Consider the following 26,343-nt stretch of genomic DNA (forward strand, 5'->3'; position numbering starts at 1 on the left):
AAGGTGAGTTCAATCAATTCAGATGAAATTATTTCCATTCTGAAGAATGAAATAGAAAATTTTGATACGATCAGCAAGGACAGTGAAGTTGGTACAGTCATCGCGGTAGGTGACGGTATCGCGACTGTTTACGGAATTGATCACGCCATGTACGGGGAAATTGTGACTTTTGAGAACGGGTTGAAGGCGATGGTCCAGGATATCCAGAAGGATTCCATCGGATGTATCCTTTTTGGGCACGACACCGAGATCAAGGAAGGCACAAAAGTGACCCGCACAGGGAAGAAAGCCGGAGTTCCGGTTGGTGATAAATATATAGGAAGAGTTGTTAACTCATTGGGAGCCCCTATCGACGGCAAGGGCGAGATCGAAGCCGATGATTACAGGCCGATCGAGCAGGAGGCGCCGGGAATCATAGATAGAAAGTCAGTCAGTGTCCCCATGGAGACCGGTATCCTGTCAATCGATGCCATGTTCCCCATCGGACGCGGACAGAGAGAGTTGATCATCGGAGACAGGCAGACAGGAAAGACTTCCATTGCTTTGGACACGATTATCAATCAGAAGGGAAAAGATGTGGTCTGCATCTATGTTGCAGTGGGACAGAAAGCATCTACGGTTGCAAAGGTTGTGAATACACTGACGACCAACGGCGCGATGGATTACACCATCGTTGTTTCCTCAACTGCAAGTGACTGCGCACCGCTGCAGTATATCGCACCTTATGCGGGAACGGCAATGGCGGAGCATTTTATGTATCAGGGAAAGGATGTTCTGATCGTTTACGATGATCTTTCCAAACATGCAGTAGCATACCGTGCGTTGTCCCTGCTGCTTGGACGTTCTCCGGGACGTGAGGCATATCCGGGAGATGTGTTCTACCTGCATTCCAGACTTCTGGAGCGTTCCAGCCGTCTGAGCGATGCACTGGGCGGAGGCTCTATCACGGCACTGCCGATCATTGAGACCCAGGCAGGGGATGTTTCAGCGTACATACCGACCAACGTAATTTCTATCACGGACGGTCAGATTTTCCTGGAAAGTGACTTGTTCTTCTCCGGCATGAGACCGGCGGTAAACGTAGGTCTTTCTGTATCCCGTGTTGGTGGTGCGGCGCAGACGAAAGCGATGAAGAAAGCATCAGGAAGTATCCGTATCGACCTGGCTCAGTACAGGGAAATGGAAGTGTTTACACAGTTCAGCTCTGATCTGGATGCAGCTACAAAGGAGCAGTTGGAGTACGGCGGCGGCCTGATGGAGCTTTTGAAACAGCCATTGTGCCAGCCGTTGAGCCTGCATGAGAAGGTCATCACTCTTCTGGTGGCGACCCACAAGGTGCTGCTTGGAGTACAGAAGAAGCAGATCAAGAAATTCCAGGCTGATATGCTGAGTTATTTTGATACACAATATCCGGAAATCGGTCAGGAGATCGAAGAGAAACAGGCCCTCACCGATGAGATGATCGAGAAGATCGTGGAAACAGCGAAGGAATTCAAGAAGAGCAGGTGTTAATATGGCAAATATCAGAGAAATACAGACCCGTATAAACAGCGTAAAGGATACGATGAAGATTACGAATGCGATGTATATGATCTCTTCTTCCAAAATGAAGCAGGCGAAGAAGAAGCTTGTCGATACAGAGCCGTATTTCTATGGTCTGCAGGGGGAGATATCCAGGATCCTGCGGCATGTCCCTGATATTGAGCATCCGTATTTTGATTTAAGAGAGAAGATTCCAGCAGAGAAAAGGAAGATCGGCTCTATCGTCATCACGGCGGATAAAGGACTCGCGGGGGCATATAACCATAATATCATCAAACTTGAGGAAGAACTGCTTGCAGGGCCTGGCGAACATAAACTATTTGTTGTCGGAGAGCTGGGAAGACATTATTTTGCTAAGCATAAAGTGGAGATTGACACTAATTTCCAGTACACAGTTCAGAAACCGACGATGCACCGCGCAAGAAATATCTCAAACAGGATTCTGGATCTTTTTAGCCAGGGTGAGCTGGATGAGGTATATATGATCTATACCCGAATGGAGAATTCCGTGCAGTCGGATGCGGAAAGGGTAAGGCTCCTGCCGCTGGAGCGGGCATCCTTCAATCGGATGATCATGCCGCTGAACATGTACCGGGAGGAGATCGAACTCTATCCGTCCGCAAAAGACGTGATGGACAGCATTGTTCCGAGCTATGTAACAGGTATGATCTACGGCTGCCTGGTCGAGGCTTACGCCAGCGAGCACAATGCCCGCATGATGGCGATGAAGTCCGCCACGGACAGTGCAGAGAGCATTATTAAAGAATTGTCTACCTTATATAATAGGGCAAGGCAGGCTGCCATCACCCAGGAGATCACCGAGGTGTGCAGCGGGGCAAATGCGCAGAGACGGAAGAAGTAAGAATATTCTGACAATGGCGTGCAAAGGGGTCAGACCCCTTTGAAAACTGCCCCAACATAAATAAGGAAGTGAGAACGATTATGAATAAAGGACGAATTGTGCAGGTTATGGGACCTGTCGTTGACGTAGTATTTGAAGACGGCAATCTTCCTTTTATCAAGGATGCACTGGAAGTTGAGAACAATGGAAAGACCTGCATCATGGAGGTTGCGCAGCACCTTGGAAATAATGAGGTGCGCTGCCTGATGCTTGCTGCCAGCGAAGGGCTGCATAAAGATATGGAAGTGACTGCTACCGGAGAGGGAATCAAGGTTCCGGTCGGAGAGCAGACTTTGGGAAGATTGTTTAATGTTTTGGGAGAGACCATCGATGACGGAGCGCCGCTTGAAAGTGACCAGAAATGGGTCATTCACAGGGATCCGCCGAGTTTTGAGGATCAGAGCCCGGTTATCGAGATCCTGGAAACGGGAATCAAGGTCATTGACCTTCTGGCTCCTTATGCGAAAGGCGGTAAGATCGGTCTGTTTGGCGGTGCCGGAGTTGGTAAGACCGTATTGATCCAGGAGCTGATCCGTAATATTGCCACAGAACATGGCGGATATTCTATTTTTACAGGTGTCGGGGAGCGTTCCCGTGAGGGAAATGATCTGTGGACAGAGATGAAGGCATCCGGAGTTCTGGAAAAAACGGCCCTGGTGTTCGGGCAGATGAACGAGCCGCCCGGAGCGCGTATGCGTGTTGCAGAGACAGGGCTTACGATGGCGGAGTATTTCAGGGATGAGGAGCACCAGAACGTGCTTCTATTCATCGATAATATTTTCCGTTTTACACAGGCAGGTTCCGAGGTGTCCGCGCTTCTTGGCCGTATGCCTTCTGCTGTAGGCTATCAGCCGACCCTTGCTACAGAAATGGGTGAGCTGCAGGAACGTATCGCTTCGACAAAGAACGGTTCGGTTACGTCCGTTCAGGCAGTCTATGTGCCGGCCGATGACTTGACAGACCCGGCTCCGGCGACCACATTTGCACATTTGGATGCAACAACGGTATTGTCCAGAAAGATCGTTGAGCAGGGAATCTATCCGGCGGTTGATCCACTGGAGTCTAACTCCCGTATTCTGGAGGCGGACATTGTCGGTGAGGAGCACTACGAGGTAGCAAACCAGGTGACGGCGATCCTGCAGAAATACAAGGAGCTGCAGGATATCATTGCGATCCTTGGTATGGAAGAGCTGTCAGATGAAGATAAAGCAACGGTTATGCGGGCAAGAAAGATCCAGAGATTTTTGTCACAGCCTTTCTATGTTGCCGAGACATTTACCGGGATTCCGGGAAAATATGTGCCGCTGAAAGAGACGATCCGCGGCTTCAAGATGATTATCAATGGAGAGATGGACCAATACCCGGAATCCGCATTTTTCAATGTAGGAACCATCGAAGATGTCATTGAAAAAGCAAAGGCTGAAAGCGCCGCAGAATAGAGGTGTATACATATGGATACATTTGGTCTGAAAATTATAGCAAGTGACAGAGTATTCTACGAAGGCCGATGCAGAAAACTCATTCTTCCCGCTCCTGACGGAGAGATGGGAATCCTTGCGAATCACGAGAATATGGTCATTGCGGTGAACGTAGGAGATGCCCGGATGGAGATCGAGGAGGGAAGCTGGGTGGACGTTGCAGTCGGCAGAGGCTTCGCGGAGGTTGTGAATAACCGTGTCACTGTACTTGTCGATACCGCAGAACGCCCGGAGGAAATCGATGTGCGCAGAGCAGAAGAAGCGAAAGAGCGCGCAGAAGAGCAGCTCAGACAGAAGCAGAGCATCCAGGAATACTACCGGACCCAGGCATCACTGGCAAGAGCCATGAACCGGTTGAAGGTGTCACAGGGGAAAAGGTGGAATTTGTAGAGAATTAATACATTTTAGAATATTCAGAAAACGGAGAGCAAAGGGGCCTGACCCCTTTGCTCCCCGTTTTTGCGTCTTGCATTTTAAATAAGATTATACTACAATGTTTATGTCTGGAACTTGACAATAGTAAAGCTGTTATCTAATGAAAACAGGGGAGAGGAATCCATGAGTGAGAAGTATAAACAACGTTCTATTATTGAAATCATGAACGACGTATTAAGTACGATACGGGACTACTATGATTCGGAATATGTTTATTATATAGAAAAAGAAGAGGATGATATCCTTACAATCTATGAATGGTGTGCAGAGAATGTTCCGTGGCAGAGAGACCGTATCAAGATGATGGATGCTGATCAGATGCCGAGATGGATGAAGCAGGAGATTACCGATACAACAGAGGCAGACTACAGTATATTCCGACCTCTGGATGAGAATGTAACTGCAGTCCTGGCAGCGGTCGGGGTTCACAGAGGGGGATGTGACCTGTCCCTTTTGAGGGCAGTACTTCCGTATATATCCCAGGCGATCGTACTGCAGAAGATGCAGAAGCAGCAGGAGTATTTAAGTTATCATGATGATCTGACCGGGCTGCTGAACAGGAACAGTTTTGTGGGATATTTAAGCGAAGTAAAGCAGGAGGAGCTAAAGTCTCTTGGTGCTTTATCCGTGGATATCAACGGCCTTAAGAATTTTAATAAGGAATTCGGCAGAGAATATGGTGATGAGGTCGTGATCCGCGTCGGTGAAGTCCTGGAGGAGTATTTCCGCGGGGCAATGGTATTCAGGCTGACAGGAGACGAATATCTGGCGATCATGGAGAACGTTTCTTATGAAGATTTCATGAAGAATGTTCATGGTGCGCATAATAAGCTTGATAATATCAGTCTTGGGCTGGTGACCATGGGATATGCATGGGAGAAGATCGATATTGATGTGGACAGCCTTGTATCTGATGCAGAGAATATGATGCGGGAAGAAAAGCAGAAGTATTATAAGCATCTGAAAAAGGGACATCATGAACCGATCATCAAACAGGACCTTTTAGAGGACATCAGGCAGGGCAATTTTATCGTATGCTTTGTACCTAAGATGGATGTCATGACAGAGGAGGTTGTGGGTGCGGAAGCAGTTGTCCGCTACCATCACAAGGATCTGGGAATCGTGGATCCGGGGAAATATATCACTCTTCTAGAGGAGACAAAGCTGTCTCATTTCCTGGATCTGTATGTGTTTGAACAAGTATGTAAGACATTGAGGAAGTGGGAGCTGGATGACATGCCGATGCTTCCGATTTCCGTGAATTTTGCAGGTGCGACCCTCCGCGAAGAGAGTATTGCACAGAAAATGCTTGCCCTGGTGGAGAAATACCGAGTATCCTGTGAGTATCTGGAGGTTGAAGTTTCTGAATCCTATACGGATATGAACCAGGAGATGCTGGCAGAGACAAGCAATAGGATCAGAAAGGAAAATGTCCGCGTGGTCTTAGACCATTTTGGGGCAAAGGATTCCAGTTTTTCCATCCTCTCCATTATGGAGTTTGATGGTCTGAAATTAGACAGGAGTCTGGTGACCAACATCGTGGGCAACAGCCGCAGCCAGATCGTAGCAAAGGCAGTGATCGATGTATGCCGCCAGCTTGGCGTGCATGTGGCCGCAGCGGGCGTTGAGACCCAGGACCAGTTGAATGTACTCAAGGAGCTGGGCTGCGATTATGCCCAGGGAACTCTGTTTAATAAACCAATTACCATTGATACTTTTGAAGTCCGCTATATGAAAGGCTGATACTGGATCAGGCTGCAGGATGCTCTTATAGTGGGAAAGTGTCCGAAAAGCAGGAGCAATCATGATAGAGACTTGGATCGCCGATATTGTGCCATTGTATAAGGAAGAATGTTATCGGAAATACTATATGCAGGTGCCTGATTTCCGTAAGGAGAAGGCGGACAGGATGCGTTTCCAAAATGGAAAGGCCCAGAGTATCGGGGCCTGGTCTTTGCTGGAACAGATACGAAAGAAATATGGAATTACAGAAAGAGCAGCATTTAACCTCTCGCATTCGGGAGATTATGTGCTGTGTTCTGTTGATATGGATTGCGGGGAGGATACCCAGGTAGGATGTGATATAGAGTCCGTAGATGAGCCGAATTTAAAGATCGCAAAGCGTTTTTTTAGTCCATCGGAGTATGAACTGATACTGGCACAGAAATCGAGAGGGGAGCAGCAAGAGATGTTTTACCGTTTCTGGGTGCTCAAAGAGAGTTTTATGAAGGCAACGCGCCAGGGGATGGCACTTGATATGAAAAGCTTCGAAATACAGCTGGGGAATCCTCCTGTGCTTATGAAGAAGCCGGAGGAGTTTCCGAGAAGCTATTTTTACCAGGAGTACAAACTATCCGGGATACCATATAAAATAGCAGTTTGTTCTACAGAGAAAGAGATAAATCCAAAGATACATACAGAGCTGCGTTTTCAGTAATTAAAATATGCAGCCCATCAGGAGGCAGATTATGAGTATGAAGATGAACCGAAAGATAAAAAAGGCCCTGTTATTTGGGGCTGCAGCGGGCGCCGCAATGGGGATACTGATTACATTTGCGGCAGCGAACAAGGCGGTAGACCAGAAAGCCGCCGCCATGGCGAAGACAGAGAGTAAGCTGAAAAAAGAGAATAAAGCACTTGAGGAGAAGATCAAGCAGCAGAAGTCGTTAGAGGCAGCAGCCAATTTATCGAAAGAAAGTGCCGATAACTGGGAGCTGATCCTTGTGAACAGACAGTACCCTCTGGATACAAAGTATAAGCCGGAGTTAAAAGAGATCGCGGAAGGCTATTCTGTAGACGGCCGGATCTTGGAGGATACCAAGAAGATGCTTTCTGATGCGGCGGAGGCAGGACTTAAGATGCATATCGTTTCCGCATACCGCTCTCCGGATGATCAGAAGACGGTCTTTAACAATACGATGCAGGACTGGATCAATCAGGGAGACACCTATCTGGATGCCTATAATGAGACCAGGAAGTCTGTTGCCCTGCCCGGACAAAGCGAGCATGCAACGGGGCTTGCCTTAGATATTGTATCTGAGGAGAATCAGGAGCTGGATGAGTCTCAGGCAGATACAAAAGAGGCAAAGTGGCTTGCAGAAAATTGTTATAAATATGGATTTATCCTGCGCTATCCGCTGGATAAATCAGATATCACCGGTGTTGTTTTTGAACCTTGGCATTACCGCTATGTGGGGAAAGATGCGGCTAAAAAGATTATGGATAAAGGTGTGACTCTTGAGGAATATCTTGGAGCGGCATAACAAGAAAAAGACGGTTTTTATGATCCGGTGGAGCTTATGAATATGCTGAATGAAAATGTCTGTTAATTTTATCTTTGTGAGAATGAGAATATTGATGAATCCAGGAATACCCAGGTTTTATCCCGGGTATTCTTTTTTAATTGTCGTTGACGTGTTTCAGGGGATTTGTTAAAATGGAGGAAGGGAAAAAAATAGGTTTATGAAGCAATTATATTGTTTCTATTGACAGGAGTATAAGGTGGATTAAGATAAGGAGGAGCACAAAGAACCATGGAAGATCTTACATTTGGAGAACAAGTCAAAATCATTTTGGGCCGCAAAGGCATGACTATTAAGGAACTGGCAGAGATCATAGAGCAGCGTACAGGTAAGAAGATGTCCAGGCAGAATCTGACACAGCGTCTGGGCAGAGACAATTTTCAGGAACAGGATATGCGCATGATCGCGGATATTCTCGGATGTCCGTTTCATCTGAGTATTTTGACAAACGAGGTTCAGGCAGATTCTGCGGGAGCCGTGCAGGCCATCCTGGCAGATCGTGCACAGAAGTCAGAAAAGCGCCAGCGCAGGGAGCAGACAGTCCGCAAAGCCCATACAGTTAAAGAGCAGCCCAGAGTGAAGGAATCGGAAAAGACGAAAGAGGCAGAGCCTTATCAGATGAGCCTGTTTGAAGATGCGGCGATCCAGGCCATAACAGGGGGAAGAAAGGACGATGCTGATCAGATAGAGTCTCAGCTGGAGGATGTAAACGAGTCAGCGCCAGTCGGGACAGTTCCAGTGCAGCCGGATGCTGTACAGGAAGTAGAGACAGCCGAACAGCCACAGGAGGCAGCCCAGACTGCGGACACATATAAGACAGTGACATCCTATGAAGACGAACAGCCTTATACGGAAGAATATGAAGAAGATCTTACAGAGGAATACGGCAGCGAAGCCTCCTATCCGGATGCAGACGAAGAAGAGCTTGAATTGATCCCGGAGGATGCCGAGGAAGTGGATATGACGATCGGAGAGCTCTATGATATCCACGAGGGACTGACGGAGCTGGAAAAGAGCGTAGAAGCCGGGGAGTCGGTGGAATCGATCAAGGAAGAGCTGGAAAAACCGGTTGAACAGATCAAGCCTAAGAAGGAGCGCTTCCGCACAGGAGGCATGTTCCTGCGCAAGATAGGACTCAATACAAAATCAGCCAGGGAGACGGCTGTGAAGACAGAACCCGTGAGGGAGGAACCAGTCAGAGAGGAATCGGTTAGTGAAGAGCCGATCGGGGAGGCAATGGTCAGGACCTCATTTACCGAGACAGTTCCGGTCAGAGAAGAGCCCCGCAGAACAGAGCCGTTACCGGATCCGGATGATTTTGAACCGGTCATCAAGTACGATGATGTGGAAGAAGACAGAGAACAGGGTGAGATCAATCCATACACAGGACGTGAGTTCCAGTCCAACAGTGTGCGTATGCATCCAAACAGGATCGGTTATGTACAGGTGTACGACCGTAAATTACACAAGTGGACAGATATGACGGAATGGGCGTTTCTCGGATATCAGGAGAGAAAAAAGGCTCTTCTGGGTAAGGACTACGAGCCCCCGATCTATCTGGATTGATCGCAGACTCATAATTTTTGAATGTATCAAAAGTACAGTTTAGAAGAATAAATAAACGGATAAGATATCGGTCAGACGGAGATACACCATCATCATCTGGCCGATATTTCTCTTAACAGAGATAAAACTTAAACCCCATAGGTGGTAAAAATACGCCGGAGCGTATTTGAATATAGGAGCTTTATACCAGGAGGTGAAAATAGTTATGGAATGGAATACATTGCTCTCCACACAGAGGATGCGTGCAGGGGCAGTTAAAAAAGGAAGATCATCGGATCTAAGAAGTGAATTTGAAAAAGATTACCATAGGATCATAGGGAGTGCTTCTTTCAGGCGTCTTCAGGATAAAACGCAGGTCTTCCCCCTGGATAAAAGTGATTTTATCCGCACCCGGCTGACCCATTCCCTGGAGGTATCTTCGTTTGGGAAATCTCTGGGACAGAACATCGGCAAGAATATATTGACCTATAAAAAGGACTCCGGGTTCACCCTGCAGATGAAGGAGGATATCTGCCATATCCTTCAATGTGCAGGGTTGATCCACGATATCGGGAATCCTCCATTCGGTCATTTTGGTGAGGACGCGATCCGGGAATGGTTTACAAGACATCTGCCGGGGCTTCAATTTTTCGGCAGACCTGTTGAAGAGATGCTCAATGCACAGATGAGGGAGGATTTTTATAATTTTGAGGGAAATGCGCAGGCACTGCGTCTTGTGACTAAGCTGCATTACCTGGTAGATGAGAACGGAATGAATCTGACCTATGCTCTGCTCAATACGATTGTGAAGTACCCTGTGGCATCCACAGGGATCGACAAAAGCACAGGAAATATCAAGGATAAAAAGATGGGATACTATTATGCAGACCAAAGTATATTTGAAGAGATCACTGCTTATACAGGGGCCGGCCCAAACAGGCATCCGCTGACCTATATCCTGGAAGCCGCGGATGATCTGGCTTATAAGACAGCCGATATCGAGGATGCATTCGTAAAAGGCTTCCTCTCCTATCATGATCTGGAAAAAGAATTAGAATCCCTGCAGGATAAGTGCCCGGATTCCAATTTTAATGCTCTCGAAAAGCTGCAGGCTTTATATGAGAGAGGAAAAGCCAAACAGGCTGGGAATCCAGAATCCTATGCGGTAAAGAATTGGATCGTGCGTGTGCAGGGATATCTGATCGACTGTGCAACTTTTGGGTTTACATCGAATTATGAAAGTATCATGGACGGAACGTTTAAGCAGGATATTTTTTATGGGACTTTTGGTGAGAAACTCATGGATTTACTGGGGGATATGGCGTACCGATATGTTTTTTCTTCAACGGCTATTTATAAGATGGAGGTGACAGAGGCTGTAATCCTGGATTTTCTGATGGATAAGCTTGTCCATGCCGTATTATATTATGATACGGAAGCGAGAATGAACTCCATCGACAGCAGGGTAGTTTCCTTCATTTCCGAGAATTATAAAAATGCCTATAAGCTTCAGGCAGAAGGAAAGAGCGAAGCGGAGAAGTTATATCTCCGCCTGCTTCTGGTAACGGACTATGTATGCGGCATGACAGACAGCTTTGCCAAGCGACTGTACCAGGAGATGAACGGCCTGGTATAGAGCAGGGCTATAATCTGATCCCAAATTCATATTATTCCTTTTCAGATTCACAGATGCGGATGAATTCTTTTGGGGAGCATCCGAAGTTTTTCTTAAAGCATTTACTAAAATAGAAGACATCTGAATAACCAATAGCTGCTGCAACCTCGGATACGAGATGATCCCCGGCTGCAAGCAGCTTTTTTGCCGCTTCCATCCTTACCTTTGTGATATATTGAAGGATGGACTGGTCCCTCACATTCTTAAAAATAGTGCCCAGATAAGAAGCATTTAATTGAAAATGCTCCGCAATAGCAGAGACCGTCAACTCGGGATTCATATAATTTTCATCGATATAGGCCGTGATCTTTTTGCAGTAGCTGACATCGGAGGGCGGTGTCTTCTTGAACTGCATGCACTGATTTCCATAATGCAGCACAGTATCCTTAAGCTTCTCGCAGGAATATTCTTCCTCGATCATCACGGAGATAAAATCAGAGATACTTAAGTCCAGGCTGGCAGGAATCTTATAATGGATCTGAAAGGTGATGAACAGTTCATTGAGAAACGAAAACAGGAGATCAATATTTTTCTTCTGAACGATGGTATCAAAGGATTTTTCAATGAAGCTTTCAAAGTTTTTAGTATCTCCCAGATTCAGATACTCCATAACGGTCTGGCGGAGCTTCAAAAGGTCAAGCTTTTCGTTTCCCTGCTCTTTATGCTTGAATTCCATAAACAGCTCAGAGTGCGGGTGAAAATACCGCTGGTTCAGGCTGGAGATGATCCGGCGGTAATAAATGCCCCAGTCCTCATCAAGCGAAAATACATGGTTGGCTGTGAGGAAGATATAAGAGTCATAAGCCCCCACGAACTCGGTCAAAAGACTTCCCAGATGGCTGATATCCGAACCTGTGCAGAAGAAAAGCTGTATCACATAAATGTGCCCGGACTCCTGAAAATGTTCACAGAACAGGTTCAGTCTGCTGCGGATCTGCTCGGCCAGACCGAGTGCACCCGAAGGGGTATCCTCCATGGTATAGATGCCTATGTAGGCGGAGTATTTATACTGCTCAAAATCGGGGTACTGCATACATAATTCTGCCGGGCTTAGCTTCCCCTCCCGTACATCCACCAGTGCGTTGCTGCGCATATGGCGGTCAAAGGAGAGAAGCTTGGCCGTTGTCTTTTGGCGCTGCGTGATCTTTTCGATACATTTCTCCAGAGAGGCGTGCAGGGAAGATGCATCCACAGGCTTGAGCAGGTAGTCGCTGACACCGGTCTGCAGGGCAGCCCGCGCATACTCGAATTCATTGTAGCCGGACAGGATGATGACCTGAGTCTCGGGAAAATTCTGCCGGATATGCTGGGCTGTCTCCGTCCCCAGCATTTTGGGCATACGGATATCCAACAGTACGATATCAATATGCTGTTCGTTTAAGTGGTTCAATACCTCTACTCCGTTTTCTGCCTCCCCGGCCAGTTTTAGATTCAGCTCCTTCCAGGGGATGATCCTTTTCAGACGCTGCCTTATAAAATATTCATCATCTGCGATCAATAGTGTTGTCTGCATGGCTGATAGCCTCCTTTTTTGGTATGGTAATAGTGGTCCTGCATCCACCGTCAGGCCGGTTCACCATGGCAAGCCCATAGTCCTCGCCGTAGTAAAGCTGTATCCTCTGGTGGATATTTTTGACACCGAAATGGTCACTGCATTCCCAGATTTTTTGATATGCCTCCTGCGTAAAGCCGACTCCGTTATCCTGCACAACGATCAGGATATTATCATTCTCTTCGCTGATCTTGATCTCCAAAAGCCCTTTGGACTCCATCTCCTTGATCCCGTGGTAAATACTATTTTCCACGATGGGCTGTAAGAGAAGCTTAATACAGGAATATTTCTTTAATTCCTCCGGGCACTCGATCGTATAATCAAATTTATGGAAATACCGGATCTGCATGATATGCAGATATGCGGTAGTGATCTCCAGTTCGTCTCTTACCGTGACATGAAATTTTCCGCTGCTTAAGCCCACTCTGTAAAAGGTAGAAAGACTCATGACAATATCGATGAGTGTCTGTTTTTCATCCAGTTCAGCCAGGGAGCAGATATTGTCCAGCGTATTATATAGGAAGTGAGGATTTACCTGCTGCTGGATCAGGTCCAGGGAAATCTTGTTCTTAAGCTTTGTCGTCTCAATGAGATTATCCTTTAGCTGCTCCTGAGCCTGGATCATGGCATTAAACTCTGAGAAGAGCAGCGCGATATCCCGGTCATCACAGGGAATGTCGTCGATGGTGGTCCAGTCTCCCTGCTTGATCTTCTGTGTGTGGTCGATCAGCCTGTAAAGCGGGGAGGTGATCGTCCCGGACAGTTTTCTGGATATGAGGAAGCAGATGCCCACACAGAAAATAACAGCAAGGACACTTAACAGCAGCACGTGCATCAGCGGCCGGAAAAAGGTGGCAAAGGAAATGCTGTTGATAATATACCAGTCAAGCCTGGGCAGGCATCTGGTAAAGGTGATATCCCTTGCCGAAAACTTCCGTGTACTCGTGGTAAATCCTGCGTATTTAGATTCTAACATCAGGCTGCCATCTGTGCTCTTTACGACTCCGTCCTGATCTGTAATATAGATATGGCGGTTTTCGTCTGTATTATCCACATAAATATCAGAGATCGTACTTTCCGGGATCGAGATCTCGATATATCCCAGCAGACCTCCTGTTGCAATACTGTATACCGGCTGTATCATGGACAGGGTGTAAAGTGTTGTACTTTTTTTCAGGTTCGAGTTCTTAAGCTGCAGAAACCATACTCCGTCCTTGGAAGAGGGGACATCTGCCATATCATAAACAGGATAATATTCCGTTGTGGCAACAAGCTTTCGCTCTCCCGAATAAAAAGCAACGGAGTGGATAAACGGGGTGGACTGTATGGTATGATTGATACTGTCCTTCATGAGCATCTTATCCATGGCAGAAAAGGTTTCCGGTGTATTTTTATATTTCTTTAGTCCGTTTTGAATGGTATCGTCAGTCATAAGTGCCAGAGAGTAGTTGGAAACAGAGTCCATATAGTAATCCAGCTGTCCGGCGATATAGTCAAGCTGCGCCAGTGAGGAATCAGAGGTGCTCTTGACAAAATGATTGTAGTACATAAAAGAGGTAGCAACCGTTAACAGTAACATCAGACAGGATGCGACCAAGGTCATACTGCGGAAGATTTTGGAACGGATGGAAGGGGTTGTATTTGAATTTTTCATGTCAGAGGCCTCCTTTGTAATGTCATATTTATTCTATATGAATCTATATAAAAAGTCCATGCAGGAGGAACCGGACATGGAAACTTATTTAGGAAATCTCCAAAAAATCTAGAAAATGACCATTTAGTATCTGGAGATTTTAAGGTATATTGTGTTTAGCAAATGTAACAGATAGAAAAAAAGGAGGAAAAATTATGAAAGCAAAAAGATTGATCGCGCTTGGTCTTGCTGGACTGATGTGTGCAGGGCTGCTCGCAGGATGCGGCTCCTCAAAAGACAAGAGTGGGAAAGAGGATGGAAAAGATGGGAAGATCACGATCCGCCTTCTTACAAGAATGGCAGGAACATCTCCGCAGGTAGGAATCTACAATGATATTCTGGATGAATTCAAGGAGAAACATCCCGACGTAACGATTATCGACGATTCCCAGAGTGATGAGTCCGCATTTAACAACATTCTTTCAACAGATATCGCATCTGGAAACATGGCAAATATTTTCCGTATTCAGGGCGTTGCTAACTTAGGTGAGTACATCGACAACGGACTGCTTCTGAATGTGCAGCCATACCTGGATGAGGATCCTGAATGGGGCGGCGGCTTTACAGAGGGTGCACTTTCCTACTATCAGGTTCCGGGACATGAGGGAACATACGCAGTTCCGATGGAATCAGGACTGATCGGTGTTTACTATAATGAAGATCTGTTCAAGAAAGCAGGAGTTGATAAATTCCCGGAGACATGGAAAGAACTGTTAGACGCAGTGAAGAAACTGAAAGCTTCTGGTGTTACTCCGATCGCAATGGGAGCACAGACAACATACATGGCAGGACATCTGCATGACCAGATCTTCTACAAATGGGCAGGAACAGAGGCAGCTAAGAAATTAGGAAGCCGCGATATGAAGTGGACAGATCCGGAAGTTGTTGAGACTCTGCAGTATGTAAAAGACCTGATCGATGCAGGCGCATTTGATGAAAGCGCAGCAGGAATCCAGGATAACATTGCAATGAGCCAGTTCCAGAATGGTGAGGCAGCTATGGTCATCACAGGACCATGGAATATCAGTACCTTCACAGATCCGGCAGAAACACCTGTAAAAGACAGCATTAAAGTAGCAAAATTCCCATATTTCGAAGAGAAACCGGAATTCAAGAATGAAGACATGCAGACACTCAGCCCATACATGATCAGTGGAAAACTGGAAGGGGAAGAGTTAGACCTGACGATCGAGCTTGTAAAAATGCTGACAAATAAAGATGCAGCAAAGAGATTTGCAGAGGAATGCGCATTCCTGATCCCAAGAACAGATATTGATCTTGACGAGAGTAAGTGTGAACCATTGTTCATTGACAATATGGAGCTTGGTGGAACATCTACAGGTATCGGTGTTGACGTATTCGACTTCGATCCACTGACATCTATGCAGGACAGAACAAGAAACTCCATCGTGAGCATGTTCACAGGTACATCCGCAGAAGATGCAGCAAAAGAGATTCAGGCAGAAATAGATAACGCAAAATAAAAAAACAAGCTGCCGGGGATGCGTCTCCGGCAGCTTTGTAACTAAGGCTCGAAAAAGACCGAGCCTAAGTCGACAGGATGTACTTTGTAACTAAGACTCGAAAAGACCGAGCCTAAGTTACATAAGCAGATGGAAACATCCATGTCACTAAGGCTCGAAAAAGACCGAGCCTAAGTCGACAGGATGTACTTTGTAACTAAGACTCGAAAAGACCGAGTCTAAGTTACATAAGCAATCAGGAGAGAAGAAAATATGATTAAGATTAAAAATAGTAAAATGCGTCTTACGCTCGCGTTGTTTGTGCTCCCGGCTTTATTGATTTATATTCTGTTCCAGATCCTGCCGTTGATCGGCGCCGTATTTTTTTCTTTTATGGAGTGGAATGGAATCGGGGGTTCAGCTCTTGAGTTTGTGGGAATTAAAAATTATGTGAGTGCTTTCCAAAACCCGGACTTTATTCTTTCGCTGAAGAATATGTTCAAAATGGTAGTGTTCAGTGTGCTGTTCCATACACCGATCGCTCTGGTTATGGCGGCGGTGATCAATACGAAGTGCAGAGGATACCGTATCTTCAAGGCATTGTTCTTCGTGCCGACTGTATTCCCGCTGACAGCTGTAGGTTTGATGTGGTATTTCGTATTCATGCCGACAGGAGTGTTCAATTCCTTCTTAAAGGTGCTGGGACTGGGCGGAGCTGCACAGGCTTGGCTTGTCAATCCGGGCACGGCGATGAATACGATCGTATTTGTTAACATCTGGGCCGGTGTAGGATACTATATGGTCATCCTGCTGGCTGGCTTAACAACGATTTCCGAAGATGTGTACGAGGCGGCTGCGATCGACGGAGCCAATAAGCTGCAGTGCTTTTTCCAGATCACTGTTCCGATGCTCAAGCCAACGATCGCAATGTGTATCCTGATGGATATCATCGGATCTGTGAAGGTGTTTGACCTCGTATTTGCGATGACAGGCGGCGGGCCGAATGGTCTGACGAACCTGCCGACGACGTTGATGTACAACGAGGCATTTAAATACAGCCATTATGGACTTGGTAGTGCGATCGGTATCATCATCATGGTAATCTGTCTTGCAGGAACCATGCTCAGCAATAAACTGACAAGCAAGAAGAATGACCAGTAAGGAGGAAAGGTGAGTACTATGAATAAAAAAGCAAAAGTAAAACAGAATCCCGGAGGGATCATAGCAAAATATGCATTTTTGCTCGTAATGGCATTTATGTTTGCAATGCCGATGATATTTACTCTTCTTTCATCCGTAAAGACAAAGACAGAGATTTTTGCCAAGCCATTCGACCTTCCGGCTGTGTTCCAGTGGGGCAACTATACAGAGGCATGGCAGGCTGCCAATATGAGCAGATACTTCATCAACAGTATTATCCAGGCAGGGGCAACGGTTATTGTTCTTGCAATCGTTTCGTCCATGGCGGCGTATGTACTGTCCAGGTTCCAGTTCAAGGGTAACAAATTCCTGATGTTATTCTTCATGCTGGGAATGATGGTTCCTATGCATACCGTACTGGTTCCGGTCTCCTATATCATCGGTACCCTGAACCTGAAAAATAATATCCCGGCCCTGGTGCTGATCTATGTTGCATTCAGCCTCCCGTTCAGTATCATGGTTATGAGCAACTTTATGCGGGGAGTGAATCATTCTCTGGAGGAAGCGGCACTGATCGACGGTGCGACTTACTTCCAGATTTATAGAAAAGTTATGCTGCCGCTCTGCGTACCGGCGATTTCAACGATTTCGATCTTCAACTTTTTAAGTGCATGGAACAACATCCTGTTCCCACTTTTGTTTATCAACGACAAGAACTTAAAGCCGATCGCATTAGGACTTCTGAACTTCAACGGTGAGCGCGGAAGTGACTATGGTCCGCTGATGGCTGCGATCGTAATTACAGTTGCAGTACCGCTCGTGATTTACCTGCTCTTCCAGGAGAAGGTAGAAGGCGGTCTGGCAGCAGGCGCAGTAAAAGAATAGAAAAAGGAGAATTTATATGTCATCAATATCATACCGCCAGGTTCACCTTGATTTCCATACGAGTGAGTTCATCCCGTCAGTCGGGGAGGATTTCTCCATGGAAGAATTTGGGGATACCCTGGAAAAAGCAAATGTCAATTCCATCACCTGTTTTGGACGCTGCCACCATGGCTGGCTTTATTATCCATCCAGGAAGTTCCCGGAACTGATCCATCCGAATCTGAAAAACAGAAACCTTCTTCTGGAGCAGATCGAGGCGTGCCATAAGAGAGGCATCCGTGTACCGATCTATACAACGGCACAGTGGGACGGACGGATCATGAGAGAGCACCCGGAATGGCTGTCTCTGGATGAAAATGGAGAGTATATTGATACACAGCATGTCCCGGCACCGCATTTTTACAACACGATCTGCTTAAACAGCGGTTACCGCCAGTTTTTTAAAGAGCATCTGGAGGATTTGATCGAGGTGACGGGTCCTGAAAACGTGGACGGTATCTTTATTGATATCCTGTTCCATGTGGACTGCAAATGTCCGAATTGTGTTGCAAAGATGAAAGAACTGGGCATGGATGTGGAAGATAAGGCGGAAAGACTCCGCTATGCAAGCCGGATGCTGGATGAATTCAAAGAAGAGATCACTGCATTCATTCACGAAATGGCTCCGGATGCGACTGTTTTCTATAACAGCTCCCACATCGGACCGGCTTACAAGAACAGCTTTAAAGATTACAGCCATCTGGAGTTAGAATCTCTCCCAAGCGGCGGCTGGGGATACGACCATTTTCCGGCAACGAGCCGTTATGCGCGTATGCTGGGGAAAGAAATGATCGGAATGACAGGAAAGTTCCATACATACTGGGGAGATTTCCATTCCCTGAAAAATAAAGCAGCTCTGGAACTGGAGTGCTTCAGCATGCTGGCGATGGGGGCAGGCTGCTCCATCGGAGACCAGCTCCATCCATCCGGAAAACTCTCCAGGGGCGCATATGACCTGATCGGAAGTGTCTATGCAAGCGTAAAGGAAAAAGAGCCGTACTGCTATGATGCGAAAGCAAAGACAGAGATCGCTGTATTGAATCCAGAAGAGTTTTACCCGGAGGATTCCTATGACCTGAGTATTTCACCGTCTCTGATCGGTACCGTCCGTATGCTTCAGGAGCTGTGTTATCAGTTCGATATTATTGACACAGATATGGATTTTTCAGCATATAAGGTCCTGATCCTGCCGGACTGCATCTATGGAAACGATAAGCTTTACAAGCTTCTGGAGGATTATCTGGCACAGGGCGGAAAGGTGATCGGATCCTACGAATCCTGTCTGAAAAAGGATGGTTCCAAGAGCATCTATGGAGTCAGATATAAACAGGAATCTCCATACTACCGCGAGTTTGTCATGCCGAATGAAAAAATAGGAAAGAACCTTCCAAAAGAAGAATTTGTAATGTACCTGCGAGGTCTGGATGTAGAAACAGATGGAGCAGAGGTGCTCATGGACAAGATCGAGCCTTATTTTGACAGGGCCGGTGAAAAATTCTGTTCCCACCAGCATGCTCCATCCTCAGGTAAAATTGGATATCCAGAGGCGACAATATATCAGGGTGCGGTTTATTTTTCACATCCGGTCTTCCACTGCTACCGCAAAAATGCAGCTGCCTGGTGCAAGGCCATGGTTAAGGATGCACTGGAGATCCTATTGGAGGATAAACTGGTTTCACATAATGGACCATCCACGATTCTGGCGGCACTTAACCACCAGGAGAAGGAAGACCGTGACATCCTGCATATCCTGCATTATATCACAGAGAAGCGTTCCGAAGATATCTACACGCTAGAGGACGTGATCCCGCTTTACAACACGGAATTCTGTATTTACACAGGAGACAGGGAAGTAAAAAGTGTTAAAAATGTCATCCGCGGGGAAGAGATAGAATTTACCAGGGATGGCAGTTATATCAGGTTCCAGATACCATTGATCCAGGGACATGAGATGATCGAGATAAAATAGAAGCCCCAAGAAGCTTAAGGGGTTAGATATGAGTTAAAATATGAGTCCGGACAGGAAGGACATAAAGAAGATACAAGGAGGAACAGTATGATCAGGATTGCAGCCGGGACAGACTTAAAAACGGGCATCCTGTTCTTCACAAAGGCAGCAGCAGATAAGCTGTATGACGGGGAAGGGGGCGTATTCCGGGGGGAATATCTGCAGACCCTTCCCCGCCTGTCTTCTGAGGGAAAACAGGAATGCTGTGTGGGGCTTGGCGAAGAGCCCCTGTCAAAAAGAGAAGTAATGGAAGCCGCAGCATGCGGTACCGCCTTTATGCGGGAACATAAGATCACCCGCTTTTATGTGGATGTAAACGGACTGGGAGGATTTCTGACAGAGGAGAACTTTCCTTATTTTATCCAGGGGCTTTGCCTGGGGGGATACGAACCACCGCGGTTTTTAGGGGAGAAAAAAGGGAAAGCAGACAGACTTTCGTCCAATTTGGAAGAACGGTATGAGGCAGACATCACCCTGACCGGGGAGATCGAACAGCTGACAGGGATGACGAAGGAAAAGTTAAAGACGGTGTTTGACCGGGGAGTGCATATGGCTCAGGGAATCCTGTTTGCCAGGGATATGGTAAACTATCCCGGAAATCTTCTGCGTCCGGCGGATTTTGCAGAGGCGATCCGCCGCCAGATGGAAGGCTTGAATGTGGAGGTCGGGATATTGGACAGAAAGCAGCTTGAAGAGCTGGAGATGGGCGGTCTTTTGACAGTGGGAGGCGGCAGTGCATTTGCACCGTGTATGGCGGTGCTGAGATACCGCGGAGCGAAAGCGGCTAAGGAAGAAGCAGAAGCCCGGGACGCACAGGGGAAAAAGGACAGCTCAAACGAAGCCGGAGAGCCGGAGACGATCGGTCTGATCGGAAAGGGCGTTACCTGTGATACGGGCGGTTACTGTTTGAAATCATCCGGCTCTATGGCAGGGATACGCGGAGATATGGCAGGCGGTGCTGCAGTGGCAGGATGTATTTACGCGCTGGCGGCAGATCAGGCAAAAGTCAATGTGACAGGAGTCATCCCTATCTGTGAGAACCGGATCTCGCCGGACAGCTATCTTCCCGGAGATGTCATTACGATGTATAATAAAACACGTGTGGAGATCTGTAATACGGATGCAGAAGGGCGTCTGATCCTGGGAGATGCGGCCGCTTATGCAGTGGAATGCGAGGGCGTTGACAAGGTGGTGGATATCGCCACGCTGACGGGGGCTGTTGTAAGTCTGTTTGGATTTTCCATTGGAGGGGTGCTCAGTGACAATGAGGAATTATATGCCCGGTTTGAAGCGGCAGCAGATATTTCGAAGGAACAGTACGCCAGGATCCCATATTATGAGGAGCATGAGGAAATGCTGAAAAGCCAGGCGGCTGACCTAAAGAATCTGGGACCGGACTACTGCGGAACCATCACTGCGGGACTGTTCATCCGGCGTTTTGTGGAGGGAAAACCGTGGCTTCACATGGATATTGCAGGAACGGCCTGGGTAGACCAGCCTATCTGGAAGTTTCAGAGTAAGGGGGCGACTGGTGCAGGTGTGACAACGTTGTACGAGCTGTGCAGAGGAGGAGAAAATGAAGGATTATATGCTTGAAGTTTGTGTGGATTCGGTGGAATCAGCCATAGCGGCCCAGAGGGGCGGCGCGAAACGGCTGGAATTGTGTGGGAACCTCATCATAGGCGGAACGACGCCGACTCCGGCTTTATTCCGTGCGGTTAAGGCGGCAGTGGATATCAAGATCCATGTGCTGATCCGCCCCAGATTTGGGGATTTCTGTTATACGGATGCAGAGTTTGCGATCATTCGGGAGGAAGTCAGGCAGTTTCGTGAGCTTGGCGCGGATGGCGTTGTGATCGGGATACTCCGCCCGGACGGTTCCCTGAATATGGAACAGATGGGAGAATTGATCCGGGAGGCCGGCGGGATGCAGATCACGCTGCACCGCGCATTTGATGTGTGCAGCGATCCAATGCGGGCGCTGGAGGAGTGTGTGGCATTAGGGGTACACACGATCCTCACGTCCGGCCAGAAGGACAGCTGCCTTGCAGGGGCAGATCTGCTGAAAGAACTGAAAAAGGCAGCAGCGGGCCGGCTTCACATTCTGGCAGGTGCAGGCGTGAATTCGGGGAATCTGGAGGAATTATGCCGCGTGACTGGTCTGGATCAATTCCATATGAGCGGGAAGAAGGTGCTGGACAGTGCAATGGATTTCCGGCGTGAGGGCGTTCCTATGGGACTGCCGGGAATCAGTGAATTCAGTATCTGGCGCACCGATGAAGATGAAATACGAAAAGCAGCAGAAGTGCTTGAGAGGAGTCCATATGTTTTCTGAGAATTTTACAGCGAAAATAGACGATATATATAGAAAAAGAAGCAGTACGGCCCCGGGCCTTTTTCATGAAATAGAAGAAAAGATCAATGCCTGCCTACCGGATGAGCAGATATTACTACGTTACCTTTACGGAAATATGCCGCTTTCCGATGCAGTGAACTATCCCTTTGAGACATTTTTAGATTACGCTTCCCATGGTGCATTTCTTTGGAAGAACGGACCATTTAAGGGGAGGGTGAGCGAGGAGATCTTCTGTCAGTATGTGGTGTATCACAGGATCAACACGGAGGACATCAGTGTATGCCGGAGTTTCTTCTATAAAAAGGTGGTAACAGAAGCGGAGGAAGCAGAAAATATGGCCGAGGCGGTTCTAAAATTGAACTACTGGTGTGCCCAGGAAGCATCTTACCGAGCTTCTGATGACAGGACTGCGTCTCCGATGACCGTGTACCGAAGTGCCCATGGAAGATGCGGGGAGGAGTCCACGTTTACCGTGAGCGTGCTGCGCAGCATGGGGATCCCTGCGAGACAGGTCTATGCACCGAGATGGTCTCACTGTGACGACAATCATGCCTGGGTGGAGGCATGGTGTGACGGGGAATGGCATTTCCTGGGGGCATGCGAGCCGGAGGAGGTTCTGGATAAGGGCTGGTTTTTACACGCATCATCCCGTGCTATGCTGATTCATTCCAGATGGTATGGAAGCCTTACGCTGGCAGGAAATGCAGTGGAGGAAGAAAATGTCGTCTCCACACAGGGTATGACAACGGAGATCAATGAGATCGGAACTTATGCAAACACAAAACGGGTCAGGATCTGTGTATTGGATTCTGGCAGAAATCCTGTAAAAGATGCAAAGGTCACGATCGAGGTCTTGAATTACTCAGAGTTCTTCCCGATCGCAGTGATGCAAACGAAGGAGGATGGAACGGCTGAGATAGAGCTGGGGCTGGGAAGTGTAAGGATCTGTGCAGAGCACGGGGAGACCTCCTGTCTGGAGCTTTTGGATGTCAGAGAGAGCAGAGAAGTAACTCTCATTCTTTCGGATGCTAAGGAGTGTGGAAATCGTGAAAAGTGGGATTCCTTCGAGTGTTTTGCCCCGCAGGATGCCATCATCCACAGCGGTTATGTGACAGAGGAGCAGAAAATAAGACAGAAGGAGAAGCTGGCAGTAAGGACCGCACTCCGGTTAAAGAAAACCGGAACCGGAAATGAGGCAGAAGTGGAGGCTTTCCAAAACGGCACTAAAAATGCAGCTTACAGAAAGCAGCTGCTTGATACACTGACGAAAAAGGATCTGCTGGACTTGAAAGCAGAGGTGCTGGAGGCTCATTTGGAACATGCCATGCAGTATCAGGGGAGATTCCCGGAGGATATCTTTGTCAAATATCTTCTGTCTCCGAGGATTTATTTAGAGATGCTGACGGATTTCAGAGGGGCGATCGAAGAGCTTCTTACCCCGGAACAGAAGGAAGCTTTCAGTGCTGACCCAGGGAAAATCTGGGAGTTCATCAATCAGGAGATCCGGGAATGCGCACAGGAGGAGTACGAAGCCCTTCTGACCCTGCCCGAGGCGTGTCTTAAGTACAGAGTGGGCAGCAGGCAGTCCCGGGAAATGCTGTTTGTAGCCATATGCAGGACATTGGGGATTCCTGCACGGCTGAATACGGTGGACGGTGCCATGGAGTATTATGCCGAAGGAAGCTTTCACCAGGTTCTGGAGCCGGAAGCAGTAGGAGAGCTTATCGTTTATCCTGAAAAATCTGAGGGCTTTGTGTATTTCCAGAACTGGTCTGTGGTCAGAAAATATCCTGGGGAGAGAAAGCTTTTAGACTTAAGTGATGCGGAAGCAGAGTGTAAGACGAAGGAATGCATCAAGGTTTTGATTCCGGCAGGTGTCTATGAGATCGTGACTGCAAACAGGCTGCCCAACGGGAATATCCTTGGACGTATCACAGAAGTAGAAGTCACTTTTGCCGGCCGGGTTTCTGTGGAACTGAAATTAGAAGAGGCTGAGCTTAGTCAGATGCTGGAGTGTGTTCCGATGCCCCCTTTTGAGGTAGAAGAGCTTGCGGGTGAAAAAGTCCAGATCACAGAGGCCCTGAAAGGAAAGCCGAATCTGGTCATCTGGCTGTCAGAAGGGCAGGAGCCGACAGAACATATCTTGAACGAACTCTGCGAGAGAGCGGAGGAGTTTAACCTGGGGGAAGCGGATATCCTCTTCCTTGTAAACGATGCCGGGGCCTTGAAGCAGGCAACACTGCATCGGACACTTCAGATGCTGAATGGGGTAAAGGTACTGCGTGACTGCGTAGAAGAGAGGGTATCTGTCCTGGGGAGAAGGTTTTATGTAGATCCTGAGAGTATCCCTCTGATCCTGGTCACAGACAGGGAGGCAAACTGTGTATATGCAGCCAGTGGCTATAATGTAGGAACAGCTGATATGATCTTGAAGATCCTGGATGCCGGGATACTGTAGATCAGGTGAAAAGGGCTGCTAGCTTATAAGAGTGTAAAAATAAAAAGGTGCTCAAAAGGCTTTTTGGCCTTGAGAGCACTTTTTTTTAATCAGCTGAGTTCGATCTTTGCAGCCTCTTCCGGTTTGAAATCATTCTCCAAGTCATAGATATTATGTCCGGTTGATTCGCTTAAGACTCTTCCTTCCAGGGAATAGCAGCGGATGAAACGTCTCTTATCGATACTTGACCAATGCTCGACATCCCATGTGAGGTATCCGTCTGCGTCTGTCTTCTTTTCTTTCAGATACAGGTCTACCTGGCGGCCGCCGTCTTCCATTAATTTGATCAGATCCTTCGTACCGGAGATCTCAACCTCTTCCTTTTTTACTGAATCATAAATCTTCATTGTATTTCCTCCTGCCCATTATCTTGGTATAGGGTAATTATAACCTCTGAGATAGAAAAACTCAACAAGATCTGGAAAATCACTCTCATGTATGAAACAGGCAGAATAAAAGTAAGACTGCACATATTGATGTGAAGTCTTACTTTGGCTGTGAAGTTTTGGCGGGGATCAATGTATATACCGGCACCAATACCCAAATCTTTCGTTCTCGTCCCTCTCATCCTCTTCAAGCTTTAGCTGGCTTATGTAGGATTGTGTGAACTGAGGAAAGCCGAAAAGCTCTGCAGCCCTTGCCTCACGCGGTGCATAGACTCCTGGCACTCCCAGCCAGAAATGTCCGTCCTCCTCCACAAGCAGCAGATGATTGTAATTATGATACCCATGCATGAGAAAGCTGTTATTTGCCAGATTCCAGGATTTCCGCGGAAGTACGGAAAGCTCGGAGCGCTGGATCTTACGGACTGTCTCACTGGGCCGCTGTGTTTCACCATGCTCACCCTGTCCGGCCCCGGAGTCAGCAGACATGTGTACAGGTTCAGCAGACAGAGGTTCGGAGTCAGCAGACATGCGCACCGGTTCGGCGGACAGAGGTTCGGAGTCAGTGGATATGTGCACGGAGTCATTAGACATACGCACAGAGTCAGTAAGCATAGGCTCGGGCACAGCTGACCGGGCGGGGGCTTCTGGCTCCCCGGTTTTGTCTAATGCTTCGGTTTCCTCCATAGAAAGCTCCCCCACATTCTCCGTGATTTCTTCGAGATCCTGCGTCTTTTCCAGTTTATCTGGTTCTTCCAAGATGCAGGGAAACACTTCCACGGATTCCGCCTCCATAACGGGAGATATGTCTAAAGAAGATTCTGTCTCAGGAATGGATTCCTCATTCATAACAAGCGGGGGTTCATTCATAACAGGTGGGACTTCTTTACTGGATTCGGCCTCGAGCCTGGTTTCAGCCCCAGCCTTAGGTTCAGTCTTGGCACCAGGTTCAGCCTCAGCGTTAGGTTTAGTCTCGATCCCAGGTTCAGCCTCGTAGGTTTCGGTCTGTACAGGGTCTTTCGGCGTCTCCTCCCATATCTTCACCTTTCTGGTATCAAACGGAAGGTTATCAGAAAACGCTGCATAGTATTGTCCGTCCTCTGTCTGAAGTAAAAAGCCGCTCAGATCTTCCAGTATTTTCCCTCCCGGATATTCCGAGTCAGTCAGGGAAAGTCTGGCATAGATCGTCTTTTCTCCACAGGTAATTGTCTGGATCGGTTTCGCAATGCTTTCAGATCCATTTTCATAAAAAGCAAGCAGCGAAACGGATTCTCCATTTTTTACGGGAATTCCCCGTGCATTGATCTGCAGAATGCAGGAATGATAGTGCGGTGTGACCTTCATGAAGCCTACATTCCTAAGCTTTTGATCGTTTTTGTATTCATATAAGTAACAGATACCGGGATTCATGATGCACCTCTGGTCTTGTCTTTTATTCAATCTAACTTA

The 26,343-nt window shown here is 47.4% G+C and carries 20 protein-coding genes; 16 read left to right on the forward strand and 4 right to left on the reverse strand.

From position 1 onward, the window contains the following. Nucleotides 1-3 precede the first annotated feature (3 nt). The 9 genes from atpA to AC4OGX_RS13160 all read left to right on the forward strand — a co-directional run bounded on the left by atpA (nucleotide 4) and on the right by AC4OGX_RS13160 (nucleotide 10,839). A complete protein-coding gene (atpA, locus tag AC4OGX_RS13120; protein WP_493331024.1) occupies nucleotides 4-1,512 on the forward strand; it encodes a F0F1 ATP synthase subunit alpha in 1,509 nt (502 codons plus the stop codon). Nucleotide 1,513: 1 nt separating this feature from the next. After that, entirely contained in the window at nucleotides 1,514-2,404 is an 891-nt protein-coding gene (atpG, locus tag AC4OGX_RS13125; RefSeq protein WP_493331025.1) for an ATP synthase F1 subunit gamma, read from the forward strand. 80 nt (nucleotides 2,405-2,484) lie between these two features. Next, nucleotides 2,485-3,882 (forward strand): F0F1 ATP synthase subunit beta, encoded by a 1,398-nt coding sequence (gene atpD, locus AC4OGX_RS13130; protein ID WP_493331026.1) that lies wholly within the window; start codon nucleotides 2,485-2,487, stop codon nucleotides 3,880-3,882. A gap of 12 nt (nucleotides 3,883-3,894) precedes the next feature. Further along, nucleotides 3,895-4,311: an ATP synthase F1 subunit epsilon gene (gene atpC / locus AC4OGX_RS13135; RefSeq protein WP_493331027.1), complete on the forward strand. Its 417-nt coding sequence runs from the start codon at nucleotides 3,895-3,897 to the stop codon at nucleotides 4,309-4,311. A gap of 168 nt (nucleotides 4,312-4,479) precedes the next feature. Then, on the forward strand, nucleotides 4,480-6,099 hold the full coding sequence (locus AC4OGX_RS13140; protein WP_493331028.1) for an EAL domain-containing protein: 1,620 nt from the start codon (nucleotides 4,480-4,482) through the stop codon (nucleotides 6,097-6,099). Nucleotides 6,100-6,160: 61 nt separating this feature from the next. Then, nucleotides 6,161-6,793 carry a 4'-phosphopantetheinyl transferase family protein gene (locus tag AC4OGX_RS13145; protein ID WP_493331029.1) on the forward strand — a complete coding sequence of 211 codons (633 nt, stop codon included), beginning with the start codon at nucleotides 6,161-6,163 and terminating at the stop codon, nucleotides 6,791-6,793. A gap of 31 nt (nucleotides 6,794-6,824) precedes the next feature. Then, complete coding sequence (locus AC4OGX_RS13150) at nucleotides 6,825-7,619, forward strand: M15 family metallopeptidase (protein ID WP_493331030.1); 795 nt, start codon at nucleotides 6,825-6,827, stop codon at nucleotides 7,617-7,619. A gap of 270 nt (nucleotides 7,620-7,889) precedes the next feature. After that, nucleotides 7,890-9,224, forward strand: a complete 1,335-nt coding sequence (locus AC4OGX_RS13155; protein ID WP_493331031.1) for a hypothetical protein — start codon at nucleotides 7,890-7,892, stop codon at nucleotides 9,222-9,224. Between the two features lie 205 nt (nucleotides 9,225-9,429). Then, nucleotides 9,430-10,839 (forward strand): deoxyguanosinetriphosphate triphosphohydrolase, encoded by a 1,410-nt coding sequence (locus AC4OGX_RS13160; RefSeq protein ID WP_493331032.1) that lies wholly within the window; start codon nucleotides 9,430-9,432, stop codon nucleotides 10,837-10,839. Nucleotides 10,840-10,870: 31 nt separating this feature from the next. Here AC4OGX_RS13160 and AC4OGX_RS13165 read toward each other — a convergent pair whose 3' ends face one another. Both AC4OGX_RS13165 and AC4OGX_RS13170 read right to left on the reverse strand, forming a co-directional pair. Beyond that, nucleotides 10,871-12,391, reverse strand: coding sequence for a response regulator (locus tag AC4OGX_RS13165; protein ID WP_493331033.1), 1,521 nt, complete (start codon nucleotides 12,389-12,391; stop codon nucleotides 10,871-10,873). Then, complete coding sequence (locus tag AC4OGX_RS13170; protein ID WP_493331034.1) at nucleotides 12,363-14,084, reverse strand: sensor histidine kinase; 1,722 nt, start codon at nucleotides 14,082-14,084, stop codon at nucleotides 12,363-12,365. The genes AC4OGX_RS13165 and AC4OGX_RS13170 overlap by 29 nt, the downstream gene beginning before the upstream one ends. A 194-nt stretch (nucleotides 14,085-14,278) precedes the next feature. Here AC4OGX_RS13170 and AC4OGX_RS13175 point away from each other — a divergent pair, with 194 nt between their 5' ends. From AC4OGX_RS13175 to AC4OGX_RS13205, 7 genes are all read left to right on the forward strand, one after another. Beyond that, nucleotides 14,279-15,607: an ABC transporter substrate-binding protein gene (locus AC4OGX_RS13175; protein ID WP_493331035.1), complete on the forward strand. Its 1,329-nt coding sequence runs from the start codon at nucleotides 14,279-14,281 to the stop codon at nucleotides 15,605-15,607. Between the two features lie 252 nt (nucleotides 15,608-15,859). After that, complete coding sequence (locus AC4OGX_RS13180) at nucleotides 15,860-16,747, forward strand: carbohydrate ABC transporter permease (protein ID WP_493331036.1); 888 nt, start codon at nucleotides 15,860-15,862, stop codon at nucleotides 16,745-16,747. An 18-nt stretch (nucleotides 16,748-16,765) separates the two neighbouring features. After that, nucleotides 16,766-17,611 carry a carbohydrate ABC transporter permease gene (locus AC4OGX_RS13185; RefSeq protein ID WP_493331037.1) on the forward strand — a complete coding sequence of 282 codons (846 nt, stop codon included), beginning with the start codon at nucleotides 16,766-16,768 and terminating at the stop codon, nucleotides 17,609-17,611. Nucleotides 17,612-17,627: 16 nt separating this feature from the next. Beyond that, nucleotides 17,628-19,619 (forward strand): beta-galactosidase trimerization domain-containing protein, encoded by a 1,992-nt coding sequence (locus AC4OGX_RS13190; protein ID WP_493331038.1) that lies wholly within the window; start codon nucleotides 17,628-17,630, stop codon nucleotides 19,617-19,619. A gap of 87 nt (nucleotides 19,620-19,706) precedes the next feature. Next, entirely contained in the window at nucleotides 19,707-21,254 is a 1,548-nt protein-coding gene (locus AC4OGX_RS13195) for a leucyl aminopeptidase family protein (protein ID WP_493331039.1), read from the forward strand. Continuing rightward, nucleotides 21,235-21,993, forward strand: coding sequence for a copper homeostasis protein CutC (locus tag AC4OGX_RS13200; RefSeq protein WP_493331040.1), 759 nt, complete (start codon nucleotides 21,235-21,237; stop codon nucleotides 21,991-21,993). The genes AC4OGX_RS13195 and AC4OGX_RS13200 overlap by 20 nt, the downstream gene beginning before the upstream one ends. Continuing rightward, on the forward strand, nucleotides 21,983-24,472 hold the full coding sequence (locus AC4OGX_RS13205) for a transglutaminase-like domain-containing protein (RefSeq protein ID WP_493331041.1): 2,490 nt from the start codon (nucleotides 21,983-21,985) through the stop codon (nucleotides 24,470-24,472). Before AC4OGX_RS13200 ends, AC4OGX_RS13205 begins: the two co-directional genes overlap by 11 nt. Nucleotides 24,473-24,561: 89 nt before the next feature. Here the strand turns inward: AC4OGX_RS13205 and AC4OGX_RS13210 are convergent, their stop codons facing one another. Together AC4OGX_RS13210 and AC4OGX_RS13215 are read right to left on the reverse strand one after the other, a co-directional pair. Then, nucleotides 24,562-24,858 (reverse strand): hypothetical protein, encoded by a 297-nt coding sequence (locus tag AC4OGX_RS13210; RefSeq protein ID WP_493331042.1) that lies wholly within the window; start codon nucleotides 24,856-24,858, stop codon nucleotides 24,562-24,564. 168 nt (nucleotides 24,859-25,026) lie between these two features. Continuing rightward, on the reverse strand, nucleotides 25,027-26,304 hold the full coding sequence (locus tag AC4OGX_RS13215; RefSeq protein WP_493331043.1) for a hypothetical protein: 1,278 nt from the start codon (nucleotides 26,302-26,304) through the stop codon (nucleotides 25,027-25,029). Nucleotides 26,305-26,343 lie beyond the last annotated feature (39 nt).

It is taken from the genome of Faecalicatena sp. (assembly GCF_058819085.1).

Coding starts and splice junctions, on each gene's coding strand:
- AC4OGX_RS13145 (WP_493331029.1), top strand. CDS start 6,161: ATGATAGAGACTTGGATCGCCGATATTGTGCCATTGTATAAGGAAGAA.
- AC4OGX_RS13150 (WP_493331030.1), top strand. CDS start 6,825: ATGAGTATGAAGATGAACCGAAAGATAAAAAAGGCCCTGTTATTTGGG.
- AC4OGX_RS13180 (WP_493331036.1), top strand. CDS start 15,860: ATGATTAAGATTAAAAATAGTAAAATGCGTCTTACGCTCGCGTTGTTT.
- AC4OGX_RS13175 (WP_493331035.1), top strand. CDS start 14,279: ATGAAAGCAAAAAGATTGATCGCGCTTGGTCTTGCTGGACTGATGTGT.
- AC4OGX_RS13165 (WP_493331033.1), bottom strand. CDS start 12,391: ATGCAGACAACACTATTGATCGCAGATGATGAATATTTTATAAGGCAG.
- atpD (WP_493331026.1), top strand. CDS start 2,485: ATGAATAAAGGACGAATTGTGCAGGTTATGGGACCTGTCGTTGACGTA.
- AC4OGX_RS13205 (WP_493331041.1), top strand. CDS start 21,983: ATGTTTTCTGAGAATTTTACAGCGAAAATAGACGATATATATAGAAAA.
- atpG (WP_493331025.1), top strand. CDS start 1,514: ATGGCAAATATCAGAGAAATACAGACCCGTATAAACAGCGTAAAGGAT.
- AC4OGX_RS13140 (WP_493331028.1), top strand. CDS start 4,480: ATGAGTGAGAAGTATAAACAACGTTCTATTATTGAAATCATGAACGAC.
- AC4OGX_RS13210 (WP_493331042.1), bottom strand. CDS start 24,858: ATGAAGATTTATGATTCAGTAAAAAAGGAAGAGGTTGAGATCTCCGGT.
- AC4OGX_RS13160 (WP_493331032.1), top strand. CDS start 9,430: ATGGAATGGAATACATTGCTCTCCACACAGAGGATGCGTGCAGGGGCA.
- atpC (WP_493331027.1), top strand. CDS start 3,895: ATGGATACATTTGGTCTGAAAATTATAGCAAGTGACAGAGTATTCTAC.
- AC4OGX_RS13195 (WP_493331039.1), top strand. CDS start 19,707: ATGATCAGGATTGCAGCCGGGACAGACTTAAAAACGGGCATCCTGTTC.
- AC4OGX_RS13215 (WP_493331043.1), bottom strand. CDS start 26,304: ATGAATCCCGGTATCTGTTACTTATATGAATACAAAAACGATCAAAAG.
- AC4OGX_RS13155 (WP_493331031.1), top strand. CDS start 7,890: ATGGAAGATCTTACATTTGGAGAACAAGTCAAAATCATTTTGGGCCGC.
- AC4OGX_RS13190 (WP_493331038.1), top strand. CDS start 17,628: ATGTCATCAATATCATACCGCCAGGTTCACCTTGATTTCCATACGAGT.
- AC4OGX_RS13185 (WP_493331037.1), top strand. CDS start 16,766: ATGAATAAAAAAGCAAAAGTAAAACAGAATCCCGGAGGGATCATAGCA.
- AC4OGX_RS13200 (WP_493331040.1), top strand. CDS start 21,235: ATGAAGGATTATATGCTTGAAGTTTGTGTGGATTCGGTGGAATCAGCC.
- AC4OGX_RS13170 (WP_493331034.1), bottom strand. CDS start 14,084: ATGAAAAATTCAAATACAACCCCTTCCATCCGTTCCAAAATCTTCCGC.